Below are 25,280 nucleotides of genomic sequence, written 5' to 3'. Positions count from 1 at the left end.
ATTAAGAAACCACTGATCGCTTGAGCATCTCTGTCGTAAATCCATGTCTCATTGCAATCCCGATTAACATATCACGCTTTTGTTCATCTGTAACATACGCACGTTGAGTGAATACATCGTATTTATTTTCCACAATAACATCCATAATACCGGCATAAAAAGTCGCTGCTAACTCGACAGTAAATGCGCTGGTCTGAGGATAAGCTGCCAGATCGCCAAGACCGGTTGCAAACCATTGCTCTGCCAAAAAGCGCAATTCATCCATCAAAGCACGAAAACGATCATCGATCACACCTGCTTCAAGTTCCTCTTCTGTGTAATGATGACGTTGTAACAATTCAAGCGGAATATAACGTCTACCCCGTCTACCGTCTTCCCCGATATCACGCATAATATTGACAATCTGCATTCCTTTGCCAAGTGCGATACCTGAATGACGAATCTCCTCGCTATGTTCACCTTTGAGCACAGGCAATAACATCTCGCCTACTGTTCCTGCTACCAGATAACAATAATGCTCTAATTCACGCATTGTAGAATAGCGGGTAAATGTTAGGTCATACGTTTGACCATCCATTTGACGACGAAACGGTTCTTTGGATAATCCGGGAAACTCAATAAATAACCAACGCAAAGAAGGCCAAATAAAGTGTCCTTCTGCTGACTCTAGCTTATTGAATAAAGCTTGCAGTTCGTGAATACTGTATAACGATTGTTCAGGTTCGTCTACACTATCATCAATCATTCGACAAAAAGCATAAATCACATGAACAGCTTCTTTTTGCGGACTTGGGAGCCAGCTAAATGCGTAATAAAACGATGACGATCCATGACGAATCATTTCCTCACAATTTTGCAAATCAGCCTTTCGGATGGATTTCAAATTCCCAACTCCTTTAACATTTGATGTGCAGCCATCCTTGCTCCTTGCATAACAATCGGTACGCCGCCGCCCGGATGAACCGAAGCGCCTGCTGCATACAATCCTCGAATATGTGGAAAAGGCTTGGGCTGTGGACGATATACACCGGACTGTCCAATGACTGGAGCAATCCCAAAACTTCCGCCTCCATACAATCCGCTACGCAGTGCATCTGCGGGTGTACGTACTTTGGTCCATTTGATAGAAGAACGAAGCTCTGGAAATCCACGCCGTTCTGCTGCTTCTAATACATGCTCAACAAGACGAGGTGTATCTCGTTCCCAATCTATCCCCGCTTCATCTGTCACCGGAATCAAAAAGTACAATACACTTTGTCCTTCTGCCGCTGCATCTGGATCAACAGCTACCGGATTAAATACATAAAAAGCAGGATCTTCTGGCAACTTTCGCTGACTAAACGCTTGTCTAAGACTATCATTGAGACTTGGTGGTAAAAAGAATTGATGGGTTAGCATATCATCCCATCTACGATTGGTTCCCGCATAGATCAATACACAACCAGAAGAAGGTTGGTACGGTGTACGACGGGGTTTGGTTAGTTCTTTGTCCATTAATGCTGAAATATTAGGGAAGTCTCCATTATACAGTACTGCATCGAAATGGTGTCGTTCTCCATCAACTTGAACACCCAGACAGACTCCATTCTGGATTTCTAGCTTTTCTACAGTGCGGTTCAATTGAATCTCAATCCCACGCTCTGCCAATTCTTGCGCCAAAATCTCAGGTAATCTACCGTATCCACCTTCGATCATCCATATGCCAAAAGCATGTTCAGCATAAGGAAGCATCGTATACAGTCCCGGTGATTTTTCAGGAATACCGCCAATATACAGACTTTGTAAGGAATAAGCTTCACGTAATTGATTATTTTTGAAATACAATCCAGCAGCGCTACTTAGATTGCGGTAAGCACGCAGATTAAGCATTAACGATAAATTGTCCGGTGTGAAAAAATGTTTCCAGTTCGGAAAATCACGTTCTAGAAATGAAGCTTGTCCTCTAGCAAACAATGGACTCATCTCGCGCATAAAGCGACTAAAATTAGCTCCTTGCCCTGGAAAAACGCGTTCTACTTCTTCTGCCTGAATCTCGGACTTACGGTGCTTAGTGAGTACTTTGCCATCTGGATAATGAACACGATAAAGTGGATCACATTCAATCAATGGAATTTTATCACGAGATACACCTGCTTCTTCCATAATACCATGAAGCATTTCAGGTAGCAGTACAATTGTTGGCCCTTGATCGATCCGTTCATCGCCTTCGTATTCAAAAGCAATTCGACCGCCTACAGTATTACTTTTTTCAAATATCGTTACTTTCACACCTTGCTTACTAAGCAGCAAAGCCGTTGTTAAGCCACCTATACCACTGCCTACTATCGCTACATGACGCTTCATGAATGAGTAACCTCTGTCATTACTTGATCGGCATGAATATCATCTGTGATAACGATGCCATCTTGCTTGAAGATCATACTGGTACTGATACGTGCAGATTCGAAAATAGTCGGTAAGCCACTACCCGGATGAGTTCCTCCGCCGACCAACCATACACCGTCTAATTCTTCAAAACGATTATGCGGACGGAATGTCATCATCTGATCCAAATGATGGGTTAGATTAAACGTAGCCCCTTGATATACATCTAACTGCTGTTCCCAATCTAGCGGTGTGAAAAAGCTCATCTCTTCGATTCGTTCGCGCAAGTCCGCTAATTGTGGAATCATTTCTGCCCGTGATAACATCTGTTCTTTCACCTGTTCACGCTTATCTTCCCAATCGGTCTCACCAGTTAAGTTCGGTGTTGGCATCAAAATATATAATGCTGATTTGCCAGCAGGAGCTAATGTAGGATCAAGTACTGATGGGTTATGAACATAGATCGATGGATCTTCAGACAATGTTTTTTGCTTCATAATCTCATCCACATTGCGATGATAATCTTCCGAGAAATGAACTGAATGATGTGGTAAGTCTACAGCTCCATCAACACCTAGATAAAGCATAGCCGCAGAACAAGAATACTTTTTAGCTGCTAACTTATCTGGAGCATATTTCTGCAATACACCGGGTGCAAATAACTGATTCATCGCTGTCGAAAAATCAGCATTGATCACGATATGATCTGCATATACAGTCTCCCCGTTGTCCAGTACAACCCCCTTGGCTGTACGTCCTTCGGTAATTACTTGCTTCACGCCTATACCTGTATGTACGTGACCTCCATGCTCAGAGATTACTTTAGCCATACTTTCGAATATAGCGTTGATTCCGCCTTTGGGATGAAATAGCCCGTAACGATGTTCTAAATACGACAATATCGTAAATGTACCCGGACAATCCCAAGCCGACATGCCTAAATATTTCGCTTGAAAAGCAAAAGACATTTTTAAGCGCTCGTCTTTGAAATATTTGGATAACCGTCCATATACCGTATCATTGAGATGAAGCTTCGGTAAAGCACGAAAAACATCTGCACGCATATAGTCGGTCAGATTGGAAAAAGGTCTGCGCAGTAGTGGCATGACTTTTTCCAGCTTCACATCTTCTTCTTCCAGATAACGATAATACCCTGCTTCATCACCGGGGAAAAGTGTCGCTATCTGCGCTGCCGTATCTTCACGATCACGAGAAGGTTGGAATACTGTATCACCAAAATGCAAGCTGTACATCGGTGTTAATTCTTGCATTTCTACGTAATCATATAATGAACGTTTGGCTACGCTGAATAACTCTTCAATCAAATGAGGCATCATTAAAAATGTCGCTCCACGATCAAAACGATATTCCCCCAACGTCAATTGCGAAGACCGCCCTCCAACAACAGATTGTTTCTCGTACATACTCACTTCATATCCCTGACTAGCAAGTAACATTCCTGCTGCAAGTCCACCCGGGCCTGCTCCAATAACAATTGCTTTTCGATTTGAATGATTGGCTTTCATCACAGTCCCCTTTGTTAAAATGAATTTCATAAGTACATTAAGTTGTATAAATTCTTTTACTATAATTAATATATAAACTTCCGAACCCCTGTTTGCAACTAAACCTGCGTCAAAATTAATGTTTTGTTGTTAATGAATAGGTGGAAGTGTATGAATTGCGCTTTCGGAAGGGGATCAAAAGAGATGAGTTCTTTTTCAAATAATAAATCACCGATTCATGCTGCACAGCGTAAATCATCCCGTCGATTTCAACGTTCCCATTGGGTTCGTTATGTCCTCGGACTACTGATAGTCTGGCTTATCGCCGTTATGATCTATCAGACAAATAAACCGTTACCTCCCGGGGTATCGTATGAGAGTCCTCTTTACACTGTCGATCATGTTAACTTTTATTATGATCTGACCTATCCTGCACCCGGAACAGGAGATCGATTTACACAAAAACGACAAATTTATGACAGAATACTTAAAATGATCGATTCCGCTCAACAATATGTGATTATTGATATATTCTTATTTAACGATTATGTACATAAAGGGCAAAAGTATCCTAAATTGAGTGAAGGATTAGCTGATAAATTAATTGAACGCAAAAAAGCAGTGCCTGATCTCAAAGTGGTGTTTATTACAGATGAAGTGAATACCAATTATAATTCTGGACCCAATGGGTTACTGGAAAAGCTTAAACAGAATGGTATTGATGTCGTGCTGACAGATGTTGATCCATTGCGCGATTCGACTCCGGTATACTCGGCGATCTGGCGTACCTTTTTCCAATGGTTCGGACAAGCAGGCAAAGGCTGGGTTCCGAATATGATGGCTACCGATGGTCCTGATGTCACGTTCCGTTCGTATCTGAAACTGATTAATGTCAAAGCCAATCATCGTAAAGTGGTCGCTACTGAAAATAGCGCACTTGTCTCAACAGGTAATGTGCATGATGCGAGTGCTTATCATTCCAATGTTGCTTTTGAAGTGCAAGGGCCAATTATCGGTGATATTTTAAAATCCGAACAAGCGGTTATTGATCTATCTGGCAGTTCAGTGCAATTGCCTACGTATAAAGAACCTGCAAGTAATGCGACAAAACCTAAAGGAGAAATCCAGCTTCGTTATATTACTGAAGGTAAAGTGTTTGATCGCTTGCTTGAAGCGATTGATGATACGAAGCAAGGCGATACACTCTGGATGGGAATGTTCTACCTGGCGGATAAAGATGTCACCAGCAGACTGATGGAAGCATCCAAACGCGGTGTCAAAATCCAACTGATTCTCGATCCGAACCAGAACGCTTTTGGACAGGATAAAATCGGTATCCCGAATCGTCCTGTAGCTGCCGAACTCAAAAATGCTTCAAGCGGCAAAATCGATGTACGCTGGTATAACACAACGGATGAGCAGTACCATACCAAAATGATGTATATCGATAAAGCATCAGGTAATGATCTGATTATCGGTGGTTCTTCTAACTTTACGCCGCGTAATCTTAAAGATTATAATCTAGAGAATGATTTCTGGATCTCTGCACCGGGCGATAATAAGTTAATGACCAGCGTTAACAAATACTTTACGATGCTGTGGAATAATAAAGGAGAAGAATATACATTGCCGTTAAGCGCCTATCAAGAAGATAGCACATGGCTGAAAGATATCGCTTATCGTCTGCAATTAATTCTAGGATTCACAACATTCTAATCCGTTCTATTATCGATCTGATATAGAATAAAATATGTATAAAATAAAAGAACGATACATTCCTGTTGGCGAACTTTATCGCTAAGGAAGTATCGTTCTTTTTTACGATACCTAAAGTCAAAAATATCAAAAAGGGTTTACAAGTCCTTTTTTTCGTTATATAATAATTCATATTTTGGTAAATTTATGTATTCAATTCTAACACAAAAGGGAGATTGGTTATGAAAAAAGTGAGTTCATCTTTTCGTTTGATGCTAACTGTATTGCTAGTATTTGCATGTAGTGTAGGAGTATTTGCACCTCAGCAAGCAAAAGCGGCTACAACACGTACACCAGTTATTTTTGTTCATGGTCTTGGGGGAACAGCTAGTAACTTTACCTACATAGAAAGCTACCTAAGTCGTCAAGGATGGGCTTCTAACGAATTATATGCGATTGAACTTCCTAGTAAAAGCGGTAACCAACTGCTTAATGCAGCTACAATCAGTCGCAAAGTCGATGAAGTTCTAGCTCAAACAGGTAGCCAAAAAGTAAATATTGTCGCTCATAGTATGGGCGGTGCTAACAGTCTGTATTATATTTTGAACAACGGTGGTCTTTCAAAAGTAGACAAATTAGTAACTATCGGTGGTGCTAACCGCTTAACAACTAACAGAGCACCTGACGGAATCAAAGTCACTTCGATCTATACGATTAATGACCAGATCGTAGCGAACCAATTATCTATGCTAGACGGAGCGAACAATATTCGTGTCTTCGGCATGGCTCATATCGGATTATTATACAGCCCTTCTGTAAGTGGTCTGATCAAGACAGCACTGGAAGAATAGTTGTACTTACCACAATAGCGAAAAGCTGACCTTTATTTCTAAGGTCAGCTTTTTTTATGCGATAAATCGGTAGTGTCTATCTTTATTTATTTTACAACATCGGAGAAATCAATCGGGCTGCCGATTCTACTAGACGTTGCACTACTTTACGACGGGCAAATCGATCTTGAATAATTAAGCTCGCAGAATTCAGATCACGTTCAAAATCTCGTACCATCTGATGAACACTTTCTGTTTCTACAAGTAAAGCATTCACTTCAAAATTCAGATGAAAACTACGCATATCCATATTCGCTGTTCCAATCGTAGCAATCTCCCCGTCTACAATGAGCAATTTGGAATGTAAAAATCCTTTTTCATATTCATAGATGCGTACACCTGCTTCGAGCAAAGTCACAAAATACGAATGAGACGCATAAAAAGGAAGTCGTTTATCCGGCTTACCTGGGAAAAGTATACGTACATCTAATCCAGATAATGCCGCCATCCGCAATGCTGTCAGTATACTTTCATCCGGTATAAAATACGGAGTCGCTAACCAGACCGATCGCTTCGCCGAGGTAATCATGGAAAAAAAGACATGTTTGAGCACACGTAGATCATTATCCGGCCCACTTGCAATCATCTGGACTGCTCCATGTTGAGAAGCGATTAATCGCGGAGAAAAGTATACTTGATCCAGACAAGTCTCTCCTGTCACATGCAGCCAATCTTGTAAAAAGATAATCTGCAACGTACGTACGCCTTCGCCTCTGATCTGCATATGAGTATCCCGCCAGAATCCATACGTCTGACTGCGACTTAGATATTCATCGCCTACATTAAGCCCCCCGATAAATCCAATATTGCCATCGATCACTACAATTTTGCGGTGATTCCGATAATTCACCTGACTGGATAATAATAAAATACGCGCTTCGCCAAATATACCGACTTGTACTCCTGCTTCTCTCATCTCTTGTAGAAACAAACGAGGTAACTGCATACTTCCTACAGCGTCCACCATAAAACGAACTTCTATACCGGCCTGTGCTTTTTCAATAAGGATCTGCTGAATACGTGTGCCAATATCATCTGCACGATAAATATAATATTCCATATGAATATGATGTTCAGCTTCTTCTAAAGCTTCTAACAAGGCGGTAAATGTCTGTCCACCATTGGTCAAAATAGTCGTCTCGGTCGCTTGTGAAACAGGTGTAACCGCTAATCGTTGAGACAATTGCAATAAGCGCTGATGATCTTCACGTAACGACGATAGATCAAGTGCAGTCTGCATCCCTGCATTTTCAATCATCTGATACACTTGCCGATCTCGCTTAGCTTTCTTTTCATACTTATGACGCTTGAATACATTTTGTCCAAACCAGAAGTAGAAAAAGACGCCTACGACCGGCAACAAAGCCAACAGCAAAATCCATGCCATTGTGACCGCTGGCTGACGATTATCTATAAAAATAATAAATCCGATCGATATAACACTGAGTGTGGAAAATATACTAATGATCGTACCTGTTGTTGGGCCCAGTAGATCAAACCCTACATAATACAGACCAAATAACATAATGATAATCAGTACCCCTAGCACACTTTTACGCAATATCATCAACTCCTGTCTTTCTCTTCAAAGTATGTACGTAACTTCACCACAGTATGTCGCATAACTTCGTTATAACTATATCTTGCTTTGCCAGGAATTACACTTTATTCATCTTTCTTGACAAACATTATTTAAAAGATAATAATATTACCTAACGACCGTTAGGAAGGTGTCTGTATGACGACAAAGCCACAGTTATTAATGATAGCTCTTTCTCAGTTTGCACAACATGGATATGAAGGCACTTCTTTGGCTGATATCGCTAGTGAAGCAGGGATCAAAAAACCTTCGATCTATGCTCATTTTAAAAGCAAAGAAGATTTGTTTTTGAATGTACTTCGTCAGACTTTTCGTGAATTTAAGCGACGAATTATTCGTTATATGATTCATCATGTTGATATCCCGTTACAAGATCGGTTGTATCAATTGATCGCCTTTTTGCAACAACAGTATTCAGATGATGCGATGATCAAATTCGTTATGCGGATGTGTTTTTTTCCACATTCGGCTTCCGAAAAAGAAATTATCCCTCTGGTGTATGCGCTAATTGATGATTTGGAAGCAAGGCTGTTGCGATTATTGGATGTGCACGTAGATCAACATCATCTGCAATTGGTAGTATCTACAACTGAAGCTGCCAAAGGATATATGACTGTAGTCGATGGAGTGATGATCGATATGTTGTATAGTGAACCTTCTCGATCGGTGCAACGGTTAAATGTGATTTTTCCTATTTACTGGCGCGGAATCACGCTATCGGCAACAACGACTTAATTGAAATTGCTTAACGAGCAACAAAGGAGATTGGAATAATTATGAATCGCAATTGGTTATACGTATTAATAGGAGGATGTATCGAAGTGGTCTGGGTATCCGGACTAAAACACGCTGCAACTCCCTTTGAATGGCTACTTACCGCTGTAGGTATAGCGATCAGCTTTTATCTTATTATCAAAGCCTCTACTCGCTTACCTGTCGGTACAGTCTATGCCGTCTTTACTGGAATTGGTACAGCTGGAACAGTCGCTGCGGAAATGATTATTTTCGGTGAACCTTTCCACTGGCTCAAAGTGATCTTGATTCTTGTATTGATGATCGGTGTCGCTGGATTGAAATTAGTCACTGATAATGGTGCTAAAGAAGAAGCTCATTCTGCTACAGTGAAAGCAGGTGAAGCATAATGTCTTGGATTGCATTGGTAGTGGCTGGTGGATTTGAAGTGGTTGGTGTAATTATGATGAATCGTATTGTTCGTCATAAGTCTTTGCTCAATTATCTTTTAATGATTTTGACATTTGCAGGTAGCTTCTCTTGTCTAACGATTGCTATGAACGGTATTCCGATGGGAACGGCTTATGCGATCTGGACAGGAATCGGTACAGTCGGCGGTACATTAGTCGGCATGTTTATGTACGGCGAAGCCAAAAGTGGACTGCGGATTTTATTTATCGCGATGATTATTGCGTCAGCGATAGGACTTAAATTGATTGCGTAAGAGGTGAATCATATTTGATTACAACAGTTACGTTAAATACAGCACTAGATATTATTTATCGTGCTCCTGCTTTTCATATGGATCAGGTGCACCGCTTACCGGGGATTACTGTTCCTGGTGGCAAAGGGATCAATGCTGCACGTGTGATTCATACTCTTGGTGAATCAGTGACAGCGACAGGGTTTATGGCAGGCTACAATGGACAGAAAATGCAATCTCTGTTGCAACAAGAAGGCGTAAGCTGTGAATTTATCGAAGTCCAAGGCGAGACAAGGCTCGCAATCACTGTACTGGATCAACAACAAGGTACACAGACAGAATTGATCGAGCAAGCTTCTTCGTATGTCACCCCTGAATCTTTGATCCTTTTGGAACAGCAGATTGAAAAAGCGGCCCGTACGTCAGCATGGGTATTATTTTCCGGCAGTATTCCTGAAGGTTGCCCTGCTGATCTGTATGCTACACTGATTCAGATCGCCAAAGCTCAAGGTGCCCAAACAGCACTGGATGCAAGTGGAGAAGCATTACGTTACGGTTTACAAGCTTCTCCTGATCTGGTGAAGCCTAATGAAGATGAAGCTTGCGCATGGGCGGGCATTCCTACGGCTGATCACTATTCTGACCAGACCTTAGACGATGTATTAACCGCTATGCTGGATCATGGAGTGCAAATGGCTACAATCTCTTTAGGCAAACATGGCGCGATAGCCGCTCAAGGCTCTACACGTTATCGACTGCATGTGCCACAGCTTGATATTGTAAGTGCGCTTGGTAGTGGAGATGCGATGGCAGCAGGTATGGTAACAGCCGCTTATCGCGGAGCAGAACTGGCTGAGATGCTTCGATATGGCGCTGCTTGCGGAAGTGCATGTGCCCTTCAACCGATCGCTGGCAAAGTAGATCTACAAGACGTACAACATATCCTTCAGCACATAAAAATAACCCCTGAGTCATGATACACTCAGGGGATTTTGGTGTGCGAACCAAATCGAACATCCATATAAATATGACCTGTATCCCCATCGCTCACCACAAAATTAATTTCTTGTGGCACTAATTCTTTTAACGCATACTGACGCGCCCAATCGAGCGATGGAAATTCCGCTTTTCTGTCTACTGCTTTTACGACAATACATTGTTTGAGGCAATGATATTTATTCAAGGCAGTAAACCTCCCTTATCAATCATTAGACCACAGCAACTCATTTGACACATCTAATTGGAAAAAAATTACTTGTTTCTGTATAAGATAAAAAAATCCCTATTTCAGATGACACTCTTCATGAAATAGGGATTACTCTTTACGTTAAGCGAGTAACAATCTTTTGAAGTTCTTGCAAATCATTTTGCAAATACGTTGGTAACATCTGAGCCCATTCACGATACAATGGACTGCATGTCGTTTTACCAAGCTCAGCACAGAATGAAGGAACCCATGGAATTAAATAATGTTCCAAAAATTCAATTTGCATTTGAGCGATCATTTTACGGTTAGACGAATGCATATCTGTCTCCGCAGAACGTTCAGCTAATAATGCCATAAATTCTAACTCAATACCGATATGATCATCTGTTTCGTGATCCATTTTTTTGAAAGCAATTCCTGCACGTGCATATACTGCATTAACTACAGCTTCATAAGCGGTACGTCCTTGCTCATTTGTCACATAATACGAAGCTTGAGGTGGATAACTGACCTGTTGATCTTGCTCGAACAACTGGCTGTATTCTGCACATTCTTGACGAGCATATTGCATAATATCGTTTAACATCGTATTTTCTAGCGTATTCAGCAAAGCATAGTTATTGGTAAATAGACGGTTGATTTTGGAAGCTTCTTTTTTCCATTCGATCAACTTGGACAATGTGGGTTTGCGCTCTAACATTTCACTAAGCAGACGATACGTCATTACACGACTGTACAACCATTCTTGGCGAGATTGATGCGTTTCCAGTTCTGTATACATAGTCATCTTACATCACTCCTTGTGATAATATTCACATATTTAAATAATTGAATTCCGACATCAAAGGTTTGAAGCAATATATAGGTTTGATCGTTAGTAAACGTATACGTTGTAGTTCATCACTTGACTTTATGTTATGTCTTCATTGTACTCTATTTTCTACGAATTAGGGGTAAATTACGCATACGTTCATAAAATAGTCATGTTTGTCACGCTTTCAAAAGGACTTATGCCACAGACTGGCTACAATAAAGAAGGATATTGCTTCAAAATACGCAAAACCTGCTCATACGACTGTGGATCATTCATATTATATAAGCTATACTCCGATATACTTTGAAAAGAAGACTGTAACTTGCTCTGTGTCTGGTATAATGATTCGATCTCTACGTAATGTACCTGTTGCTGATCTAACCAATCTCGTACACGTAATTGGTTATGTTCTAACGCTAGTTGCAGTGATGGCAATACACTATGATGATAGACAGCATATAAGGGGTGAATACGCCCGGCTTGCATCGGAATAATCGCCTGTATCCCTTTGATATCGGTATGTTCTATAAGCTGTTGCATCAATACAGTACTGGCAAAAGGTAAATCACAAGCACTGACTACATACCACTCGCTTCTAATCTGTGATAGTGCTGCATGTAGACCGGCAAGCGGCCCTTGTCCGGGAAAATGATCAGGCACACTACGGATATTCAAAAATGAATAATCCGCCGTATGATTCCCTGCAATCCATAATGAAGAGACTACTGGCTGTAACGCTTTGGCTACACGTTCAATAATGGTATGATCAGCAATAGTTAATAACGCTTTATTCTGACCCATACGGCTAGATTGACCGCCTGCTAAAATAATACCTGTATATTTCAAAGAGGATCGCATGATCAATTATCCTTTCTACTCCAAAAATAAACAAAATTGGTTTGTATCCCTTTTCAACACATGCTACAGTGAATGAAATGTCTGATGAAAGGATTGGCTGGCTTTGCATCCGAATATAAACAACACTACTTTTACACCATTGCGATGGTTTACCTTTTTTATATATGGAACACTGGTTATTTTCACAAGCTTTTTTCAATTATACCTGCAAGATATCGGGATGAGCCAGAGTGAGATTGGTGCTCTGATGGCTATTGGCCCGCTAATCTCGTTACTTGCTAATCCATTTTGGGGATTTTATAGTGATCGTCTACAAAATGTACGATTTGTACTGCTGATTATGATGCTGGGTACGTTGCTAATGGTTCAGCTTGTTTTTCATGTGCACAATTATACGATTATCTATATTGTGATGACGGTATTTTTCTTTTTCCAGACACCGATGTTGGCACAAAGTAATACACTCATTCTTAGTTATATTGATGGTACACCCAAAAAGTTCGGTGGGTTTCGTCTATACGGTTCACTAGGTTGGGCATTAACTGCTGTTGCCGCAGGGCCTGTTATCGATCGATTAGGAGTCTCTCAAATCGGTACGGTATTTACAGTGTTGCTGCTTATTGCAATCGGTATCATTTTGCTATTACCACCACAGACCAAATTACCCGGTGGATCAGCAACGATGAACCGCTATGCGATGAAGAAATTACTCGGTAATTTATATTTTGTCGGCTTTATTGTCTTTGGTATTCTGGTTGCGATCCCGAATGCGATGAACAGTACATTTGTATCGCTGTATATTGTTGAACTGGGCGGAACCAAATCGATGGTCGGCTGGGCGGTATTTGCTTCTTCTATTTTTGAAGCGGCTTTGTTTTTGTTATTTGATCGTTATCTCAAGCGCAATATTTCATTTATGATCGGTTGGTTAGCGATTGTGAGTCTGCTGTTTACGTTACGCTGGTTTTTGATGGCTGAAGCGACCAGCCCCTGGGAAATTATCGCAATTCAATTGCTTCATGCGGTTACATTCGGTGGTTATTTCTATGTCGGTACACAGCTTACCATGATGTTTGTCCCCAAAGCATTTCGTAGTTCCGGGCAAGCGATCTATACGATGACATGGAGCGGAGTGTCCGGTGTAATTGCTGGTTTTCTAGGCGGATGGTTATTTCAAAATTTCGGTTCAGAACAGATGTATCTAGCCGGTGTTGCTCTCTCCTTTGTTGGAGCGATAGGATTTGCGTCGATGTGGCTGAATGTGAAGCGCACGCAATATCGGATGGAAGAAGAGGACGAGCAGTATTAATACATTTGGTAGACTTGAATAAGTTATGCAGTATGTATACAGTATCCCAACTTTATCGTTTGCATCATATCCAATATTATATAGTCTGATAATAGCTCAAATAAAAACCGCCCTTCTCACGTATAGAGAACAGGCGGTTTTTTTGATCATAGTTGTTCATGTTTTATCTGGTAAAAAGGGATATGATTTTACGCTTTTGGTAATTTGAATGAACTCTTCATCGATACAACAAGGTTAAATACCGGGTCACCTGGCATCGTATATTTCGGATCAGCACTGAAATAACCATGACGGAAAAATTGGTAACGATCATAACCTTTTGAATCTTTCAATCCAGGCTCTACAAATCCATGCACCACTTCAAGTGATTTTGGATTCAAATAATCCAAAAACGTCTTTTCAGCAGTCTCTTCGTTCTCATCGGTTAATTCTGCATCTGCTTCTTCAGCCGTAATCAATGGCTCATAGAGACGGAATTCCGCTGGAACCGCTTGGCTTGCTTCAACCCAGTGAATCGTTCCTTTGACTTTACGTCCTGTAAATCCGCTACCGCTTTTCGTTTCTACATCATACGTACAATGAATTTCTGTTACATTGCCTTCTTCATCTTTGATCACATCGTTACATTTGATAAAGTAAGCATGTTTTAAACGAACTTCATTGCCCGGGAATAGACGGAAATATTTATTCGGTGGATTCTCCATAAAGTCATCTTGCTCGATATAAATTTCACGTGAAAATGGAATTTGGCGAATACCCATTTCTTCATTTTCTGTGTTATTTTCTGCATCTAACATTTCAACTTGTCCTTCAGGATAGTTCGTAATCACCACTTTAAGCGGACGTAACACACCCATTGTACGAGGAACACGCAATTTTAAGTCTTCACGTACAAAATGATCTAGGGTTTGTAGATCGATTGTACCCGAGCTTTTGGAAATACCCGTCTCATAGACAAACGAGCGAATACCTTCCGGTGTATATCCACGACGACGTAATCCTGAGATCGTCGGCATACGTGGATCGTCCCAACCATCTACAATATTCTCGTCTACCAATTGTTTTAGCTTACGTTTACTGGTTAACGTCTGTGCCAGGTTCAAGCGACCGAATTCGTATTGATGAGGTTCTGCTTCCACTTCACACTCACGAATCACCCAATCATAAAATGGACGTTGGTCTTCAAATTCAATCGAACACAGTGAATGTGTCACATGTTCAATCGCATCTTCTAATGGATGAGCAAAAGTATACATGGGATAAATGCACCATTTGTCACCTGTATTGTGATGCTCTAGATGAGCAATACGGTAGATTACCGGATCACGCAGATTGATATTAGGCGAAGCCATATCTATTTTGGCACGCAATACACGTTCACCATTACCGAATTCACCTGCACGCATACGGCGGAATAGATCTAAGTTTTCTTCAATACTACGTTCACGATAAGGGCTGTTAGTACCCGGCTCGGTTAGTGTTCCACGCATTTCACGAATTTGATCAGCAGATTGATCATCCACATAAGCAAGTCGTTTTTGAATTAACAGCTCTGCTTTTTCATACATCGTATCGAAGTAATCGGAAGCAAAATATTTGCCTGTCCATTCATAACCTAACCATTTTACATCTTCTTCGATCGATTTTACGTATTCTACATCTTCTTTTGCCGGATTCGTATCATCAAAGCGTAAGTTCGTACTACCACCGAATTCTTTCGCCAGTTCAAAGTTAATCCAGATTGCTTTGGCATGACCAATATGGAGATAACCATTCGGTTCTGGTGGGAAACGGGTAACGACCTTTTTAACTTTACCGGACTGTAGGTCTTCCGCAATTACTGTTTTTATAAAATTAGGCGGGGTATTTGTATGCTCCACGTCAATCAACCTTTCATCGTTCAGTTTGTTTTACAGGAATAATCCAATACTTCCATTATAACTGTTCTGGCAAGTTAGACAAGGATATGACGATTTGGATAGAGACCTTTGTCCTGTTCGAGCGATCGTATTTTGATGCTAATTGGCTTTGACGCTAGAGGTTGAATACGGTAGCATGTAGTATAAACGTGTACAAAGGAGTAATGACGCATGAAACCATTGACGCTACCGAAAGAACAGCGTGAGCATATGATTGCGCAAATCCAGCATTTTTTTGAAATGGAGCGTGGCGAAAGTATAGGCGATTTGGCTGCTGATTCGGTACTTGATTTCTTTTTGCAATCGGCAGGACCTCTTATTTATAATCAAGCTTTGGCTGATTGTCGTACCACGTTAAATGAACGTATGGCTGGACTGGAAGAAGATATCTATGCTCTGGAACAACACCCTCCTCTTCGTCCACGTCGTTAACTCATGAACTACTCTAATCTATACATTTTATCCGGTGCACTTCATTTCATATTCGATTAAGAAAGAGGGTATACTTTGATGTTTACATATAAATTGGATGAAGAAATCGAATTAAGGCCACTTGAACCCAGTCATGCTCGTCCTATTTATCAGCTTATCGATCAATCCCGTTCTTCTTTGCGTCAATGGTTAGCATGGGTCGACGCGACCAATTCAGTAGCGGCTAGTGAAGAATATGTACGTTCTTCGATGACTCAGGCGATGGAAAATGGCGCTTTTAATGCTGGCATCTGGTACAAAGGTCAACTGGCTGGTATTATCGGATTTCATGAGATCAATTGGAATCATCGTTCAGTCGGTATAGGGTACTGGCTCGGTTCTCATTATGAAGGCAAAGGGTTGGTTACTTCTGCGCTTCGTGTATTAATCGACTATGCACTAATTGAACTGAATCTGCACCGGGTTGAGATTCGCTGTGCTACCGGTAATCATCGCAGTCGCGCGGTTCCTCAGCGTCTGGGCTTTATTTTGGAAGGTATTATTCGGGAAGCTGAATTGTTACCGATTGGTTATGTAGATCATGCAGTGTACGGAATGCTTCAACAAGAATGGAAGTTAAAACGCTAATCGCTCTACTCTTTTTCTTTTGTCCAATACATTAAGATCATTTCATGACAAAAAGCTACTTCACTTTTGCAATCTTGCAGGTGAAGTAGCTTTTTATGGTATAACGAGTATTCGTTTATTTTTTAGGTTGAATAAGCGGGCTTTCCGGTCGCATTTTGATCGTATCTGAACTGCCACCGATGACATTTACACGTGTCATTTCACCCCACTGGGCTTTTTTACCACGAATCGCTTGAGCTAGCCCGATCACTCTCCAGACGGTTAGCATCGGACGATACCAGAATGATTCGGATAACGCATGAAGCACCAGCCGGAATACATCTGCTATGCGATTATAATGATGGAATCGCCACTCTTCGAATAATACTGCCCCTGTCGACAGTAACGAACCATACAAAATCATCATCAATGTCAGTGATGCACTGATTTCCCAGCCTGCGCCTGCTTTGAGAACGAGACCTAATACAATCATAATTAAGCCGATCAATTCAACTACAGGGCCAAACAGCTCTACGAACATAAATAATGGCATAGCGGCGAAGCCGATGCGTCCATAGCGCGGATTAAACAGCATGTCTTTGTTCCGCCATAGACTTTCGAACAATCCACGTTGCCAGCGAATCCGTTGCCGACGTAAGATTTTGCGACTTTCCGGTGCTTCTGTCCAGCAGACAGGTTCTGGAATATAGATAATCCGACCTTTGCTTTTCTTTTTCCGCAATAGACGATGTAGACGAACAATCAGTTCCATATCTTCACCAATCGTCTCTGTCTCATACCCGCCCACTTCGATCACCCAGCTTTTTTTGAATACACCAAATGCACCGGATACAAGGATCAACATATTGAAGCTACTCAGACCGATTCGTCCCATCAAGAAACCGCGCAAATACTCGATAACTTGCATTACAACATATGGATTACGAGATAGCAGTACATTTTCACTGCTCAGATAACCTGTATCAACAATACTTCCGTTGGCAATCCCTACACTACCACCAGTAGCTATAATCTCTTCACCAGGCTTCGCTTCCATAATAGGCTTCATCACTTTGATAAAAGCATCAGTATCCAGTACAGTATCTCCATCAAGGGAAGCAAAATAAGGATAACGTGAAACGTTAATGCCTGCATTAAGCGCATCCGCTTTCCCACCGTTTTCTTTATCCACCAGTACTAGATTGGGATGCTGTAAAGAGCGATAAATATTGCGAATCGGTGCTGTAGACTTGCCTAATGCTGAAAAAGGAACACGATTGGAAATGGGCGACATATCAAATTCATCAATCATCCGTTGCGCAGTATCATCTTTGGAACCATCATTGATTACGATAACTTCAAATTGCTTGTAATTGATACTCAGCAGTGAACGAGCACTGGATACGATATTACCACCTTCATTGTAAGCAGGAACAAGAATCGATAAAGGAGCTAATTCGTTTTCGAGTGCTTTGCTATATTGAAGTCCGCTCACATCTTTGTCTTTGCGCAAATCTTTGGCAGCCGCGAAATACATTAACAAATACGCTCCGGTTGAAAAAGCGACGTATAATATCGTGATCACAGCAATGATATGGTAAACAACTAATCCGAGGTCAGCCCACATTCCGCTCATAATTTCTCCTTTCCAATATCTCTTGTGCCATCTCTTTTGCAAATCGGTCAGGGTGATTGGTCGCTATTTGTTCCAATATCGCTACACCTTGACGATAACGAAGCAAAGCTTGCGCCGATTGCAGACGAACTTCGTATGAATCATCACTCACCAACTGCTCCAGATACGGCAAAAAGCGTTCATCACGCGTACTATTGATTACTTTCACTCTCATCAATCGTTCTTGCCATGATACAGATTGTTGTTCAGTTAATGCTTGTTCCATCCGATTAGCCGCTTCAGGGCTCATATAACCAAAATTAGCAAGTGCTTTCATCGCACGAATACGCATTTCTTTATCATTAGAATACATACATTGCTCTAACAATTGCAGTACTTCTTGCGTACGAATATTGTTAATCCGCAGACTATCTATAATGATATAGCGTAATTTGGGACTGTATTTATCGAACTGTTGTAGCAATTGATCTAACAGCTCGCCTTTGATTAACAACACCAACTGCAATAATTGAATGTCTGAGTATTGGATAGCTGCTGATTCCAGTTCATCCATAATCTCAGGAGCTTGAAATACAGCCAGAATCCGCAAAATCAAAAAGCGCTCATCACCTGTACAATGTTTGCGCTGTAACGCTTGTAAAAGCTCCGAGTGAAGACTCATCATCTGAAATTGCTCAATATAAAGTAAAGCATTGATACGAGTACTCCAACGCGAGCTACGCAAATCATTAGCATACGATTCTGCAAAATAATACTCACTTAGTTCTTTGATCCGCTGGGTTTCATTTTTGGAGCGACTTAGTGATAAGCGATGAATTAACATTTCTTCTATCGCTTTTTGTTCCAAACTATTTTTAGCCAGCATTCTACGAGAACGTTCTCCTGTTGCAATATATTGATTCAGCGCAGAATCGGCTTTGGCAAGTTGCTCGGTTAAACGGTCTATCGCTTGCAAACGCCGATTGCGTTGATATTTACGAAACATCAGATACAGTAACAGTACGATAATCAATGACACTACTCCGACAGTTGCCCACCAGATCGTTACCAGTATATTATCAATACTCATAACGCTACCCCTACTTTGTTCAGTAAGCGTCGTACACGAGCTTCCAATTCCATCATACTAAATGGCTTGGTCATATAATCATCTGCTCCAGCACGTATCGCTTCTGTAATACCTTGTTCATCGTCGACTCCCGTTAACATCAGTACCGTATATTTTGAACCTTCTTCACCACGTAGACGGGAAAGAACTTCCATTCCATTAATACGTGGCATCATTCGATCCAAAATCAATAAATATTGAGCAGATTCATCATGCCACGGATCATTCAAAAATTCTTTGCCATCTGTATACACACGAATATCCAGTAAATACTCTTGTTCTAGATCGAACATTTGTCGTTCCAAAATATTACGTATTAATGGATCATCATCCACAATCGCTAATCGCAATGGCTCGTTAACAGATACCGTCGGTACAGGTGGATTACTTATAGTAGGTTCAGGTATAACAGGATGGGCAACAACAGGCTTAGCATCTATAGATCTACTCATTCTGGATGGCGTCTGTAACGGTATAGAAGATACCGATTTGCCTTGCTCCAACGCTGTATTTAAATGCAACAATTGCTGATTCACCTGATCAAATAGTTGCGATTGATCGGTTGTAGCAAAGACAGGCACCACGCCATAGCGAATACGCATCATTCCTGCTGGAATCAAAGATGCGACTTGTGGCGAATAAAGAATACGATCAATAAAAGCACTGCTTTGAGCGGGAGCGCTACCTGGTTGTAGCAAATAAAATCTCCCTGCACGTTCGTGTGCCCATATATCTTCTACACGCAAAGACAATTTAATCGTATCCGAGACTTGACGTAATAATTGATCCCCTTTCGCAAAATTATACGTTTTGTTGTAATTTCGCAGACCTTGCAGATCGATGACGATTAACGATACTTCTGTCTCATGTACTCGCGTTTGTTCTTGATATCGTTCTAATTCACGTTCTAGAAAAGGCATACTGTATGCCCCGGTTACACTATCTAATAACAGCAATTCTGTCAGCTTGATTCTTTTGCTGGTCAAACGGCGCACATGCAAAGAAAATTCGTCCATATCGAAAGGCTTAATCATAAAGTCTTCCGCTCCCATCGCATAACCATGCATCCGGGTTTCTTTGTTGCCTGAAGCACTGATGATCATAACAGGAATAAAATGACGTTCACACAAATCTTGAATCTGTGCTAACAGCTCAAATCCGTTCATGCCAGGCAATACCAAATCCAACACAACACAATCAGGACGTTTATCATAAAACAACGCCAAACCTTGTTCAGGCTCTGTCGTTGCTAACACTGTGAAATTTTGACTGACCAGTTCATCTTTTAATAAAGTAAGGAGCCCGATATCATCATCAATAATTAAGACGGTTCGAGCTTTAGTCGTATTTATAGGGGATGTTATTGTAAAAGGTATCTTCTCGATCGGTGCAGTCTCTTTAACTTCAGGCTCCACATCTGACTGCTGGATAAGCTCATATAATGGTTCTAATATAATAACCATCTGCTCATGGTCAAATACACGTTGACCGTCTTCTTTGAATGTGGTCAGTAAACGCAAAGCTTCGGAGTACCATTCTGGCAACTCTATCGTGCCTGCTGTTCCTTTGATCGAATGTGCTAGCCGATACAATTCCTGCTCTGGAATCTGCGCATTAGGTTCTAGCATCTTCTGCAATTTTTCTTGTAATTGAAGTTTGAAAAGAATCTGATACTTCAACATACGATTCACAAATAAACCCCCTTTGCCTAGTTACTCTACTTTCTATTATCGGATATACCGGATTAAAATTTAACCATAAAGACTCACCAATAGAAAATACTGGTACTAAATATGTAAAGAATCTGACACAGGGTTGAAACAAAAAAGAGAGGTTTTAGCTTACCTTTACGTTCCTTTAAGTTTCTTTTAAGGCAAGCTGTTTAAGATAACGATAGAGCACATTACGTTAAAGGGTAATGCTCTACTTTTAACAATAGTATGAAATGAGGTATCCATGATGAAAAGCACGAAAAAAAACCACCGTTCACGTAAAGCGATGATCAGTACGTTGCTTCTAGGACTTGCGATCAGTAGCATGTTGCTAGGGGAAGAAGCAAATGCTCAAGCGCCATCGAGTGCGTCTGGTTCTTCGTTGACGAGTGAGCAGCAGGATGCATTCCTGAGTACACTTGGCGCTTCGTCGGATGAGGATGTCTATGAAGATTTATATGAAGGCAGATCACTTGCTGAAACAGCACGTCGACATAACAAAAACCCACAAGCCGTAATCGACTTGCAGGTTGCACAGATGACAGAGATGTTAAATGAACGATTAAATAAAGGATTATTGTCACCGGATACATACCGGGCACAAAAAGCAGAATTGACCGATCTCATTACAAAGAGTGTCTATGGTCAGACTTCCTACAGCCAGTAAGTCATCAAGATATCATCCACATATTGCCCGTTAATATAGAACTCTTCAGGAAGTCTTCCGTTTTCTACAAAGCCTAGCTTTTTGTAGAATTGGAAGGCTTCTTTGTTAGTTGAAAGCACACGAAGCGTTAATTTACGTATTTGTTGTGACCGAGCAAATTCACCTAATGATTCGATCAATTTGCGCCCTATTCCTTTGCCTTGATAATCAGGGTGAATCGCAATATGAATATCGTATACATGTTGATTGGTAGAAACATACGTAGGATGTTGAAAACCTACATATCCGCAGATCTGTTCTCCTAATATAGCAACCAGTTGCGTACCCGGTGGATGATCTTGCAAATATTGCTGACGTGATCCGTATTGTAGTACACATGGAGTGTTATTATCATTCCATACCAAATGATCAATTTCTATTAAATATTGAGCATCATTCATAATCGACAATCGAGTCACTATCTGATCAACAGGCTGAACCGACATGTATACGCACCTTCTCTTATCTATTTGGTCTTTATCCTTTGAGTATAGTATATCATTCGTTTTACACTCAAGTATTAGCTAGAAGACTGAGGAAGTGATACTGCTTTTCTTTGTACATAATGATGAAGCATAAAGAATGCTAAAGAAAGAATACCTGCTAGTACAGCGACCCATGCTACAGGATGAAGCCCACCAGCATCATAAAATACGCCCATAATATAGGGCCCGATGACCCGTCCGACTGCACCTATTCCTCCGGCTACTCCTAGATAGAATGGAGCATACAATCCGGTTTTTTCAGAGACATACGAAGGAATAGCTGGAGATAACAACATCTCTCCAAATGTAATCAGAATCATCGCTACAATCATCGCCGGATAATTATGAAATCCTAAAATAACAATATAGCCAAACAAATAAAAAAGAGCACTGGCAGTCATTTGAGCTTCAGCCGTCCGAGCAGCTACGCGGCGGATAAAATTCACGAACGGTTGACCTGCGAAGATCAATACACCGTTTAATGTCCATAACAGACTATAATAACTAATTAACATACCTGAACTGACGATAAAAGGAGATACGCCTGTATTCCAGATTGAATTACCTAACCATAGAAACAACGAACCAATTCCCATATATAAGTAGACTCTTACTTGAGATAGTAACCATAATGGACGCTTTTCTGTATGGACTTGTGGTCGACCCGGATTATGTACATCTTCTTCCTGTACATGAGTACGTTCGCCTTCGCCGATTTTGGTCAAATATACAAAAAAGAAACCGGCAAACAATGCACAACTTACCCCGTTAAGTACAAATGTTAAATGATACGAAATATCTGCTAGCACTCCGCATAGAGCGGTTCCTAGTGCTACACCAATATTGTTAGCAACATATACAATATTGAATAATTGTCCGCGGCGATCTGCAAAGCGAAAGCCTATAAATGCTTGAATAGCTGGTAACGACATCGCATTAAATAATCCTACAAATATCATCGTAATCATATACAGATGCCAGTTCTGACTAACAAAAGGCAATGCAAACAAACACAATGCATTTAATGACAATGAACCTACGATTAACTTTTTGACACCTAGACGATGATATAATGTACCTCCAAGCAATTGCCCACCGATACCACCTAGTGATTGCAAAAGAACTACAAAACCTGCATCAGTCATCGTGCGACCGAGCTCCTGATAGACATAAAGTGTAGTTAGGGGCCACATTAATGATCCACCTGCTGCACTGATCAGGCTAGCCAGTAAAAAAACTTGTATTTCGCGTGGATACGATCTAAGCCAATTCATAAGATGAGAGTTCCTTTCTTGTTGATCACGCACAGAATAAGCACAATATTTCTAGTATGATATAGAGGATAGAAATTCAGCAAGTGTACCATGTAACGCTGTACATCGATTATTCCTATCGTATTACTGATATTAATAAGGAGATAGATTTCCACTATGACTTCTTTATTTAGTAACCATATCGAACACTTATATGTAGAATATCGTTCATTACTGACTGCTGTCGCTTATCGCATTACAGGGATGCGTACCGAAGCTGAAGATATTGTACAAGACCTTTTTATCTATCTTAGTACTAGCAACTGGAATCATGAGCAAGTTAATAATATTCGTGCTTATCTGATTCAGTCGACAGTCAATCGAAGCTTGAATGTACTGGAATCGGCACGAATCAAACGTGTAGAGTATCCGGGGGTATGGTTGCCTGAACCTCATGTGAACGAATGGTCTTCATCTTCAGTATCTTCACGTACATCAGAGTTAACAGAAAGTGCAGATACTTCTATTATACTAACCGATGATATTAGTTATGCAGTGATGGTATTGCTCGATCAATTGACACCTGTAGAGCGTGCGATTTTTGTATTGCGACAATCCTTTGATTTTTCTTATCGAGAGATTGCCCTATGGATGAATCGCTCAGAAGCTACTTGCCGCAAAATATTCAGTCGTGCTGTGCCCAAGCTACAAGAAGCGCAAGCGTCTGAATCGATTGCCTCTGAGCACAAATTAGCATTTACGCGTGCTTTTTTGCAAGCTACTCAGACAGGTAACTTTTCTTCTTTATTGGAATTACTTCAACAGGATATGCGTCTTTACACAGATGGCGGTGGTAAAGTTAAATCGGCTTTACGTCCTATTTTCGATCGTCGACGTGTGATTTCGTTCTTCAATGGTATTGCTGCTAAAGGGTCACTGACAGGAGAATGGTCGATCATATCGATCAATGGTGAAATAGGTCTACAACTTCAGCGTGAAGGGGTAACGGTAGCCGTTTATTCCTTTAGATATAATGCATCAGGACAAGTCGATCATATCTTTATGATTTCGAATCCAGACAAAATTAGCTAAGCTTGTCACAAATCGGTTTCCTCATTTGTCTAGTCTATATAAGCTTCTATCAAGCTTGTGACTATTTTATATTTCAGGAGGATAACCAATGCAAACACGTATGGATTATTACAAAGTACACCCGAAAGTCTATTCCCTTATGGGGCAAATGGAGAAATTTATCAAAGAACAGGATCTTGACCCTGTTCTATATGAATTGATCAAAATTCGCGCTTCACAAATCAATGGATGTGCGTTCTGTCTGGATGCTCATACACGCGATTTGCGTAAAATGGGTGAATCGGAAGAACGGATCGCTTTGACCAGTGTATGGAGAGAATGCCCATATTATACAGACGCTGAAAAAGCAGTTCTTCATCTTACTGAAGTGGTAACTGAAATTACAGTTCAAGGAGTGCCTCAAGCTGTATACAATGAGGTGTTACAGCACTTTAGCGAGAAACAATATATGGATATTATTGTAGCGATTAACACCATCAATAACTGGAATCGCATAGCGATTTCGACCGGTATGTTCCCGGGTTGTAAAGATTAAAAAAAATTTGTAAATGACCTGTTTCAATATTTGTGTCCGTGTTTAACAATAAGTAACGGCAATTGGCGAGAATGATGTCCCCTTCGTTCTCACTTCTGCTATATCATGGACCACTCCCG

At 40.8% G+C, this 25,280-nt stretch carries 25 protein-coding genes; 12 read left to right on the top strand and 13 right to left on the bottom strand.

Annotated features, from left to right (window positions below; genetic code table 11):
* Window position 1 precedes the first annotated feature (1 nt).
* The 3 genes from QCD85_RS19530 to QCD85_RS19520 are packed head-to-tail and all read right to left on the bottom strand — an operon-like array spanning window position 2 to window position 3,890.
* The gene (locus QCD85_RS19530) at window positions 2-883 is read right to left on the bottom strand and encodes a phytoene/squalene synthase family protein (protein WP_301263639.1); all 882 of its coding nucleotides are present in this window, start codon (window positions 881-883) and stop codon (window positions 2-4) included.
* Window positions 880-2,343: a phytoene desaturase family protein gene (locus QCD85_RS19525; RefSeq protein WP_301263638.1), complete on the bottom strand. Its 1,464-nt coding sequence runs from the start codon at window positions 2,341-2,343 to the stop codon at window positions 880-882. The genes QCD85_RS19530 and QCD85_RS19525 overlap by 4 nt, the downstream gene beginning before the upstream one ends.
* A complete protein-coding gene (locus tag QCD85_RS19520; RefSeq protein WP_301263637.1) occupies window positions 2,340-3,890 on the bottom strand; it encodes a phytoene desaturase family protein in 1,551 nt (516 codons plus the stop codon). The genes QCD85_RS19525 and QCD85_RS19520 overlap by 4 nt, the downstream gene beginning before the upstream one ends.
* 183 nt (window positions 3,891-4,073) lie before the next feature.
* On the opposite strand from QCD85_RS19520, the gene QCD85_RS19515 reads away from it, so the two are divergent.
* Entirely contained in the window at window positions 4,074-5,585 is a 1,512-nt protein-coding gene (locus QCD85_RS19515; RefSeq protein ID WP_273613803.1) for a phospholipase D family protein, read from the top strand.
* A gap of 221 nt (window positions 5,586-5,806) precedes the next feature.
* The gene (locus QCD85_RS19510; RefSeq protein ID WP_273613804.1) at window positions 5,807-6,415 is read left to right on the top strand and encodes an esterase/lipase family protein; all 609 of its coding nucleotides are present in this window, start codon (window positions 5,807-5,809) and stop codon (window positions 6,413-6,415) included.
* Between the two features lie 91 nt (window positions 6,416-6,506).
* On the opposite strand, the gene cls is transcribed toward QCD85_RS19510, so the two are convergent.
* Complete coding sequence (cls, locus tag QCD85_RS19505; protein ID WP_274171729.1) at window positions 6,507-8,015, bottom strand: cardiolipin synthase; 1,509 nt, start codon at window positions 8,013-8,015, stop codon at window positions 6,507-6,509.
* Between the two features lie 177 nt (window positions 8,016-8,192).
* Here cls and QCD85_RS19500 point away from each other — a divergent pair, with 177 nt between their 5' ends.
* Genes QCD85_RS19500 through QCD85_RS19485 form a run of 4 tightly spaced genes read left to right on the top strand, consistent with a single transcriptional unit; the run spans window position 8,193 to window position 10,466 of the window.
* A complete protein-coding gene (locus QCD85_RS19500; RefSeq protein WP_301263636.1) occupies window positions 8,193-8,789 on the top strand; it encodes a TetR/AcrR family transcriptional regulator in 597 nt (198 codons plus the stop codon).
* 41 nt (window positions 8,790-8,830) lie between these two features.
* On the top strand, window positions 8,831-9,196 hold the full coding sequence (locus QCD85_RS19495) for a DMT family transporter (protein WP_273613807.1): 366 nt from the start codon (window positions 8,831-8,833) through the stop codon (window positions 9,194-9,196).
* Window positions 9,196-9,510, top strand: coding sequence for a DMT family transporter (locus tag QCD85_RS19490; RefSeq protein WP_274171726.1), 315 nt, complete (start codon window positions 9,196-9,198; stop codon window positions 9,508-9,510). Before QCD85_RS19495 ends, QCD85_RS19490 begins: the two co-directional genes overlap by 1 nt.
* 14 nt (window positions 9,511-9,524) lie before the next feature.
* Entirely contained in the window at window positions 9,525-10,466 is a 942-nt protein-coding gene (locus tag QCD85_RS19485; RefSeq protein WP_301263635.1) for a 1-phosphofructokinase family hexose kinase, read from the top strand.
* A 5-nt stretch (window positions 10,467-10,471) separates the two neighbouring features.
* Here the strand turns inward: QCD85_RS19485 and QCD85_RS19480 are convergent, their stop codons facing one another.
* The 3 genes from QCD85_RS19480 to mobA all read right to left on the bottom strand — a co-directional run bounded on the left by QCD85_RS19480 (window position 10,472) and on the right by mobA (window position 12,368).
* Window positions 10,472-10,672, bottom strand: a complete 201-nt coding sequence (locus QCD85_RS19480; protein WP_273613810.1) for a hypothetical protein — start codon at window positions 10,670-10,672, stop codon at window positions 10,472-10,474.
* Between the two features lie 139 nt (window positions 10,673-10,811).
* The gene (locus tag QCD85_RS19475) at window positions 10,812-11,483 is read right to left on the bottom strand and encodes a TorD/DmsD family molecular chaperone (RefSeq protein ID WP_273613811.1); all 672 of its coding nucleotides are present in this window, start codon (window positions 11,481-11,483) and stop codon (window positions 10,812-10,814) included.
* 237 nt (window positions 11,484-11,720) lie between these two features.
* On the bottom strand, window positions 11,721-12,368 hold the full coding sequence (gene mobA / locus QCD85_RS19470; RefSeq protein ID WP_301263634.1) for a molybdenum cofactor guanylyltransferase: 648 nt from the start codon (window positions 12,366-12,368) through the stop codon (window positions 11,721-11,723).
* Window positions 12,369-12,471: 103 nt separating this feature from the next.
* Between mobA and QCD85_RS19465 the strand changes: the two genes are divergently transcribed.
* A complete protein-coding gene (locus QCD85_RS19465) occupies window positions 12,472-13,677 on the top strand; it encodes an MFS transporter (RefSeq protein ID WP_274171723.1) in 1,206 nt (401 codons plus the stop codon).
* A 188-nt stretch (window positions 13,678-13,865) separates the two neighbouring features.
* Here QCD85_RS19465 and QCD85_RS19460 read toward each other — a convergent pair whose 3' ends face one another.
* Window positions 13,866-15,557, bottom strand: coding sequence for a glutamine--tRNA ligase/YqeY domain fusion protein (locus tag QCD85_RS19460; RefSeq protein ID WP_301263633.1), 1,692 nt, complete (start codon window positions 15,555-15,557; stop codon window positions 13,866-13,868).
* 210 nt (window positions 15,558-15,767) lie between these two features.
* On the opposite strand from QCD85_RS19460, the gene QCD85_RS19455 reads away from it, so the two are divergent.
* Window positions 15,768-16,028 (top strand): DUF2164 domain-containing protein, encoded by a 261-nt coding sequence (locus QCD85_RS19455; RefSeq protein ID WP_273613815.1) that lies wholly within the window; start codon window positions 15,768-15,770, stop codon window positions 16,026-16,028.
* 78 nt (window positions 16,029-16,106) lie between these two features.
* Window positions 16,107-16,655: a GNAT family N-acetyltransferase gene (locus tag QCD85_RS19450; RefSeq protein ID WP_273613816.1), complete on the top strand. Its 549-nt coding sequence runs from the start codon at window positions 16,107-16,109 to the stop codon at window positions 16,653-16,655.
* Window positions 16,656-16,770: 115 nt separating this feature from the next.
* Here QCD85_RS19450 and QCD85_RS19445 read toward each other — a convergent pair whose 3' ends face one another.
* Genes QCD85_RS19445 through QCD85_RS19435 form a run of 3 tightly spaced genes read right to left on the bottom strand, consistent with a single transcriptional unit; the run spans window position 16,771 to window position 21,060 of the window.
* Complete coding sequence (locus tag QCD85_RS19445) at window positions 16,771-18,270, bottom strand: glycosyltransferase family 2 protein (RefSeq protein WP_273613817.1); 1,500 nt, start codon at window positions 18,268-18,270, stop codon at window positions 16,771-16,773.
* Window positions 18,251-19,339: a HEAT repeat domain-containing protein gene (locus QCD85_RS19440; protein ID WP_301263632.1), complete on the bottom strand. Its 1,089-nt coding sequence runs from the start codon at window positions 19,337-19,339 to the stop codon at window positions 18,251-18,253. Before QCD85_RS19440 ends, QCD85_RS19445 begins: the two co-directional genes overlap by 20 nt.
* Window positions 19,336-21,060, bottom strand: a complete 1,725-nt coding sequence (locus QCD85_RS19435; RefSeq protein ID WP_301263668.1) for a response regulator — start codon at window positions 21,058-21,060, stop codon at window positions 19,336-19,338. The genes QCD85_RS19440 and QCD85_RS19435 overlap by 4 nt, the downstream gene beginning before the upstream one ends.
* A gap of 277 nt (window positions 21,061-21,337) precedes the next feature.
* Here QCD85_RS19435 and QCD85_RS19430 point away from each other — a divergent pair, with 277 nt between their 5' ends.
* Complete coding sequence (locus QCD85_RS19430; RefSeq protein WP_301263631.1) at window positions 21,338-21,757, top strand: hypothetical protein; 420 nt, start codon at window positions 21,338-21,340, stop codon at window positions 21,755-21,757.
* Here QCD85_RS19430 and QCD85_RS19425 read toward each other — a convergent pair.
* Together QCD85_RS19425 and QCD85_RS19420 are read right to left on the bottom strand one after the other, a co-directional pair.
* Window positions 21,745-22,242 carry a GNAT family N-acetyltransferase gene (locus tag QCD85_RS19425; protein ID WP_301263630.1) on the bottom strand — a complete coding sequence of 166 codons (498 nt, stop codon included), beginning with the start codon at window positions 22,240-22,242 and terminating at the stop codon, window positions 21,745-21,747. The two genes, QCD85_RS19430 and QCD85_RS19425, sit on opposite strands and share 13 nt — an antisense overlap.
* 74 nt (window positions 22,243-22,316) lie before the next feature.
* Window positions 22,317-23,555, bottom strand: coding sequence for an MFS transporter (locus QCD85_RS19420; RefSeq protein ID WP_301263629.1), 1,239 nt, complete (start codon window positions 23,553-23,555; stop codon window positions 22,317-22,319).
* A gap of 156 nt (window positions 23,556-23,711) precedes the next feature.
* Here QCD85_RS19420 and QCD85_RS19415 point away from each other — a divergent pair, with 156 nt between their 5' ends.
* Window positions 23,712-24,626: a sigma-70 family RNA polymerase sigma factor gene (locus QCD85_RS19415; protein WP_301263628.1), complete on the top strand. Its 915-nt coding sequence runs from the start codon at window positions 23,712-23,714 to the stop codon at window positions 24,624-24,626.
* 88 nt (window positions 24,627-24,714) lie between these two features.
* Window positions 24,715-25,161: a carboxymuconolactone decarboxylase family protein gene (locus QCD85_RS19410; protein WP_273613823.1), complete on the top strand. Its 447-nt coding sequence runs from the start codon at window positions 24,715-24,717 to the stop codon at window positions 25,159-25,161.
* The last annotated feature ends 119 nt before the right edge of the window (window positions 25,162-25,280 follow it).

Source organism: Paenibacillus sp. PsM32, from assembly GCF_030433815.1.
Classification (GTDB): Bacteria; Bacillota; Bacilli; order Paenibacillales; family Paenibacillaceae; genus Saccharibacillus; species Saccharibacillus kyungheensis.
Note: the sequence above shows the minus strand (reverse complement) of the source record. Positions and strands in the feature narration are given on the sequence as shown.

Excerpts from the sequence above, each read along its gene's own strand:
- QCD85_RS19475 (WP_273613811.1), bottom strand. The coding sequence starts at position 11,483 with ATGACTATGTATACAGAACTGGAAACGCATCAATCTCGCCAAGAATGG.
- QCD85_RS19410 (WP_273613823.1), top strand. The coding sequence starts at position 24,715 with ATGCAAACACGTATGGATTATTACAAAGTACACCCGAAAGTCTATTCC.
- QCD85_RS19435 (WP_301263668.1), bottom strand. The coding sequence starts at position 21,060 with ATGTTGAAGTATCAGATTCTTTTCAAACTTCAATTACAAGAAAAATTG.
- QCD85_RS19455 (WP_273613815.1), top strand. The coding sequence starts at position 15,768 with ATGAAACCATTGACGCTACCGAAAGAACAGCGTGAGCATATGATTGCG.
- QCD85_RS19490 (WP_274171726.1), top strand. The coding sequence starts at position 9,196 with ATGTCTTGGATTGCATTGGTAGTGGCTGGTGGATTTGAAGTGGTTGGT.
- QCD85_RS19425 (WP_301263630.1), bottom strand. The coding sequence starts at position 22,242 with ATGTCGGTTCAGCCTGTTGATCAGATAGTGACTCGATTGTCGATTATG.
- QCD85_RS19420 (WP_301263629.1), bottom strand. The coding sequence starts at position 23,555 with ATGAATTGGCTTAGATCGTATCCACGCGAAATACAAGTTTTTTTACTG.
- QCD85_RS19450 (WP_273613816.1), top strand. The coding sequence starts at position 16,107 with ATGTTTACATATAAATTGGATGAAGAAATCGAATTAAGGCCACTTGAA.
- QCD85_RS19430 (WP_301263631.1), top strand. The coding sequence starts at position 21,338 with ATGAAAAGCACGAAAAAAAACCACCGTTCACGTAAAGCGATGATCAGT.
- QCD85_RS19415 (WP_301263628.1), top strand. The coding sequence starts at position 23,712 with ATGACTTCTTTATTTAGTAACCATATCGAACACTTATATGTAGAATAT.
- QCD85_RS19520 (WP_301263637.1), bottom strand. The coding sequence starts at position 3,890 with ATGAAAGCCAATCATTCAAATCGAAAAGCAATTGTTATTGGAGCAGGC.
- QCD85_RS19445 (WP_273613817.1), bottom strand. The coding sequence starts at position 18,270 with ATGAGCGGAATGTGGGCTGACCTCGGATTAGTTGTTTACCATATCATT.
- QCD85_RS19495 (WP_273613807.1), top strand. The coding sequence starts at position 8,831 with ATGAATCGCAATTGGTTATACGTATTAATAGGAGGATGTATCGAAGTG.
- QCD85_RS19510 (WP_273613804.1), top strand. The coding sequence starts at position 5,807 with ATGAAAAAAGTGAGTTCATCTTTTCGTTTGATGCTAACTGTATTGCTA.
- mobA (WP_301263634.1), bottom strand. The coding sequence starts at position 12,368 with ATGCGATCCTCTTTGAAATATACAGGTATTATTTTAGCAGGCGGTCAA.
- QCD85_RS19525 (WP_301263638.1), bottom strand. The coding sequence starts at position 2,343 with ATGAAGCGTCATGTAGCGATAGTAGGCAGTGGTATAGGTGGCTTAACA.
- QCD85_RS19440 (WP_301263632.1), bottom strand. The coding sequence starts at position 19,339 with ATGAGTATTGATAATATACTGGTAACGATCTGGTGGGCAACTGTCGGA.
- QCD85_RS19500 (WP_301263636.1), top strand. The coding sequence starts at position 8,193 with ATGACGACAAAGCCACAGTTATTAATGATAGCTCTTTCTCAGTTTGCA.
- QCD85_RS19515 (WP_273613803.1), top strand. The coding sequence starts at position 4,074 with ATGAGTTCTTTTTCAAATAATAAATCACCGATTCATGCTGCACAGCGT.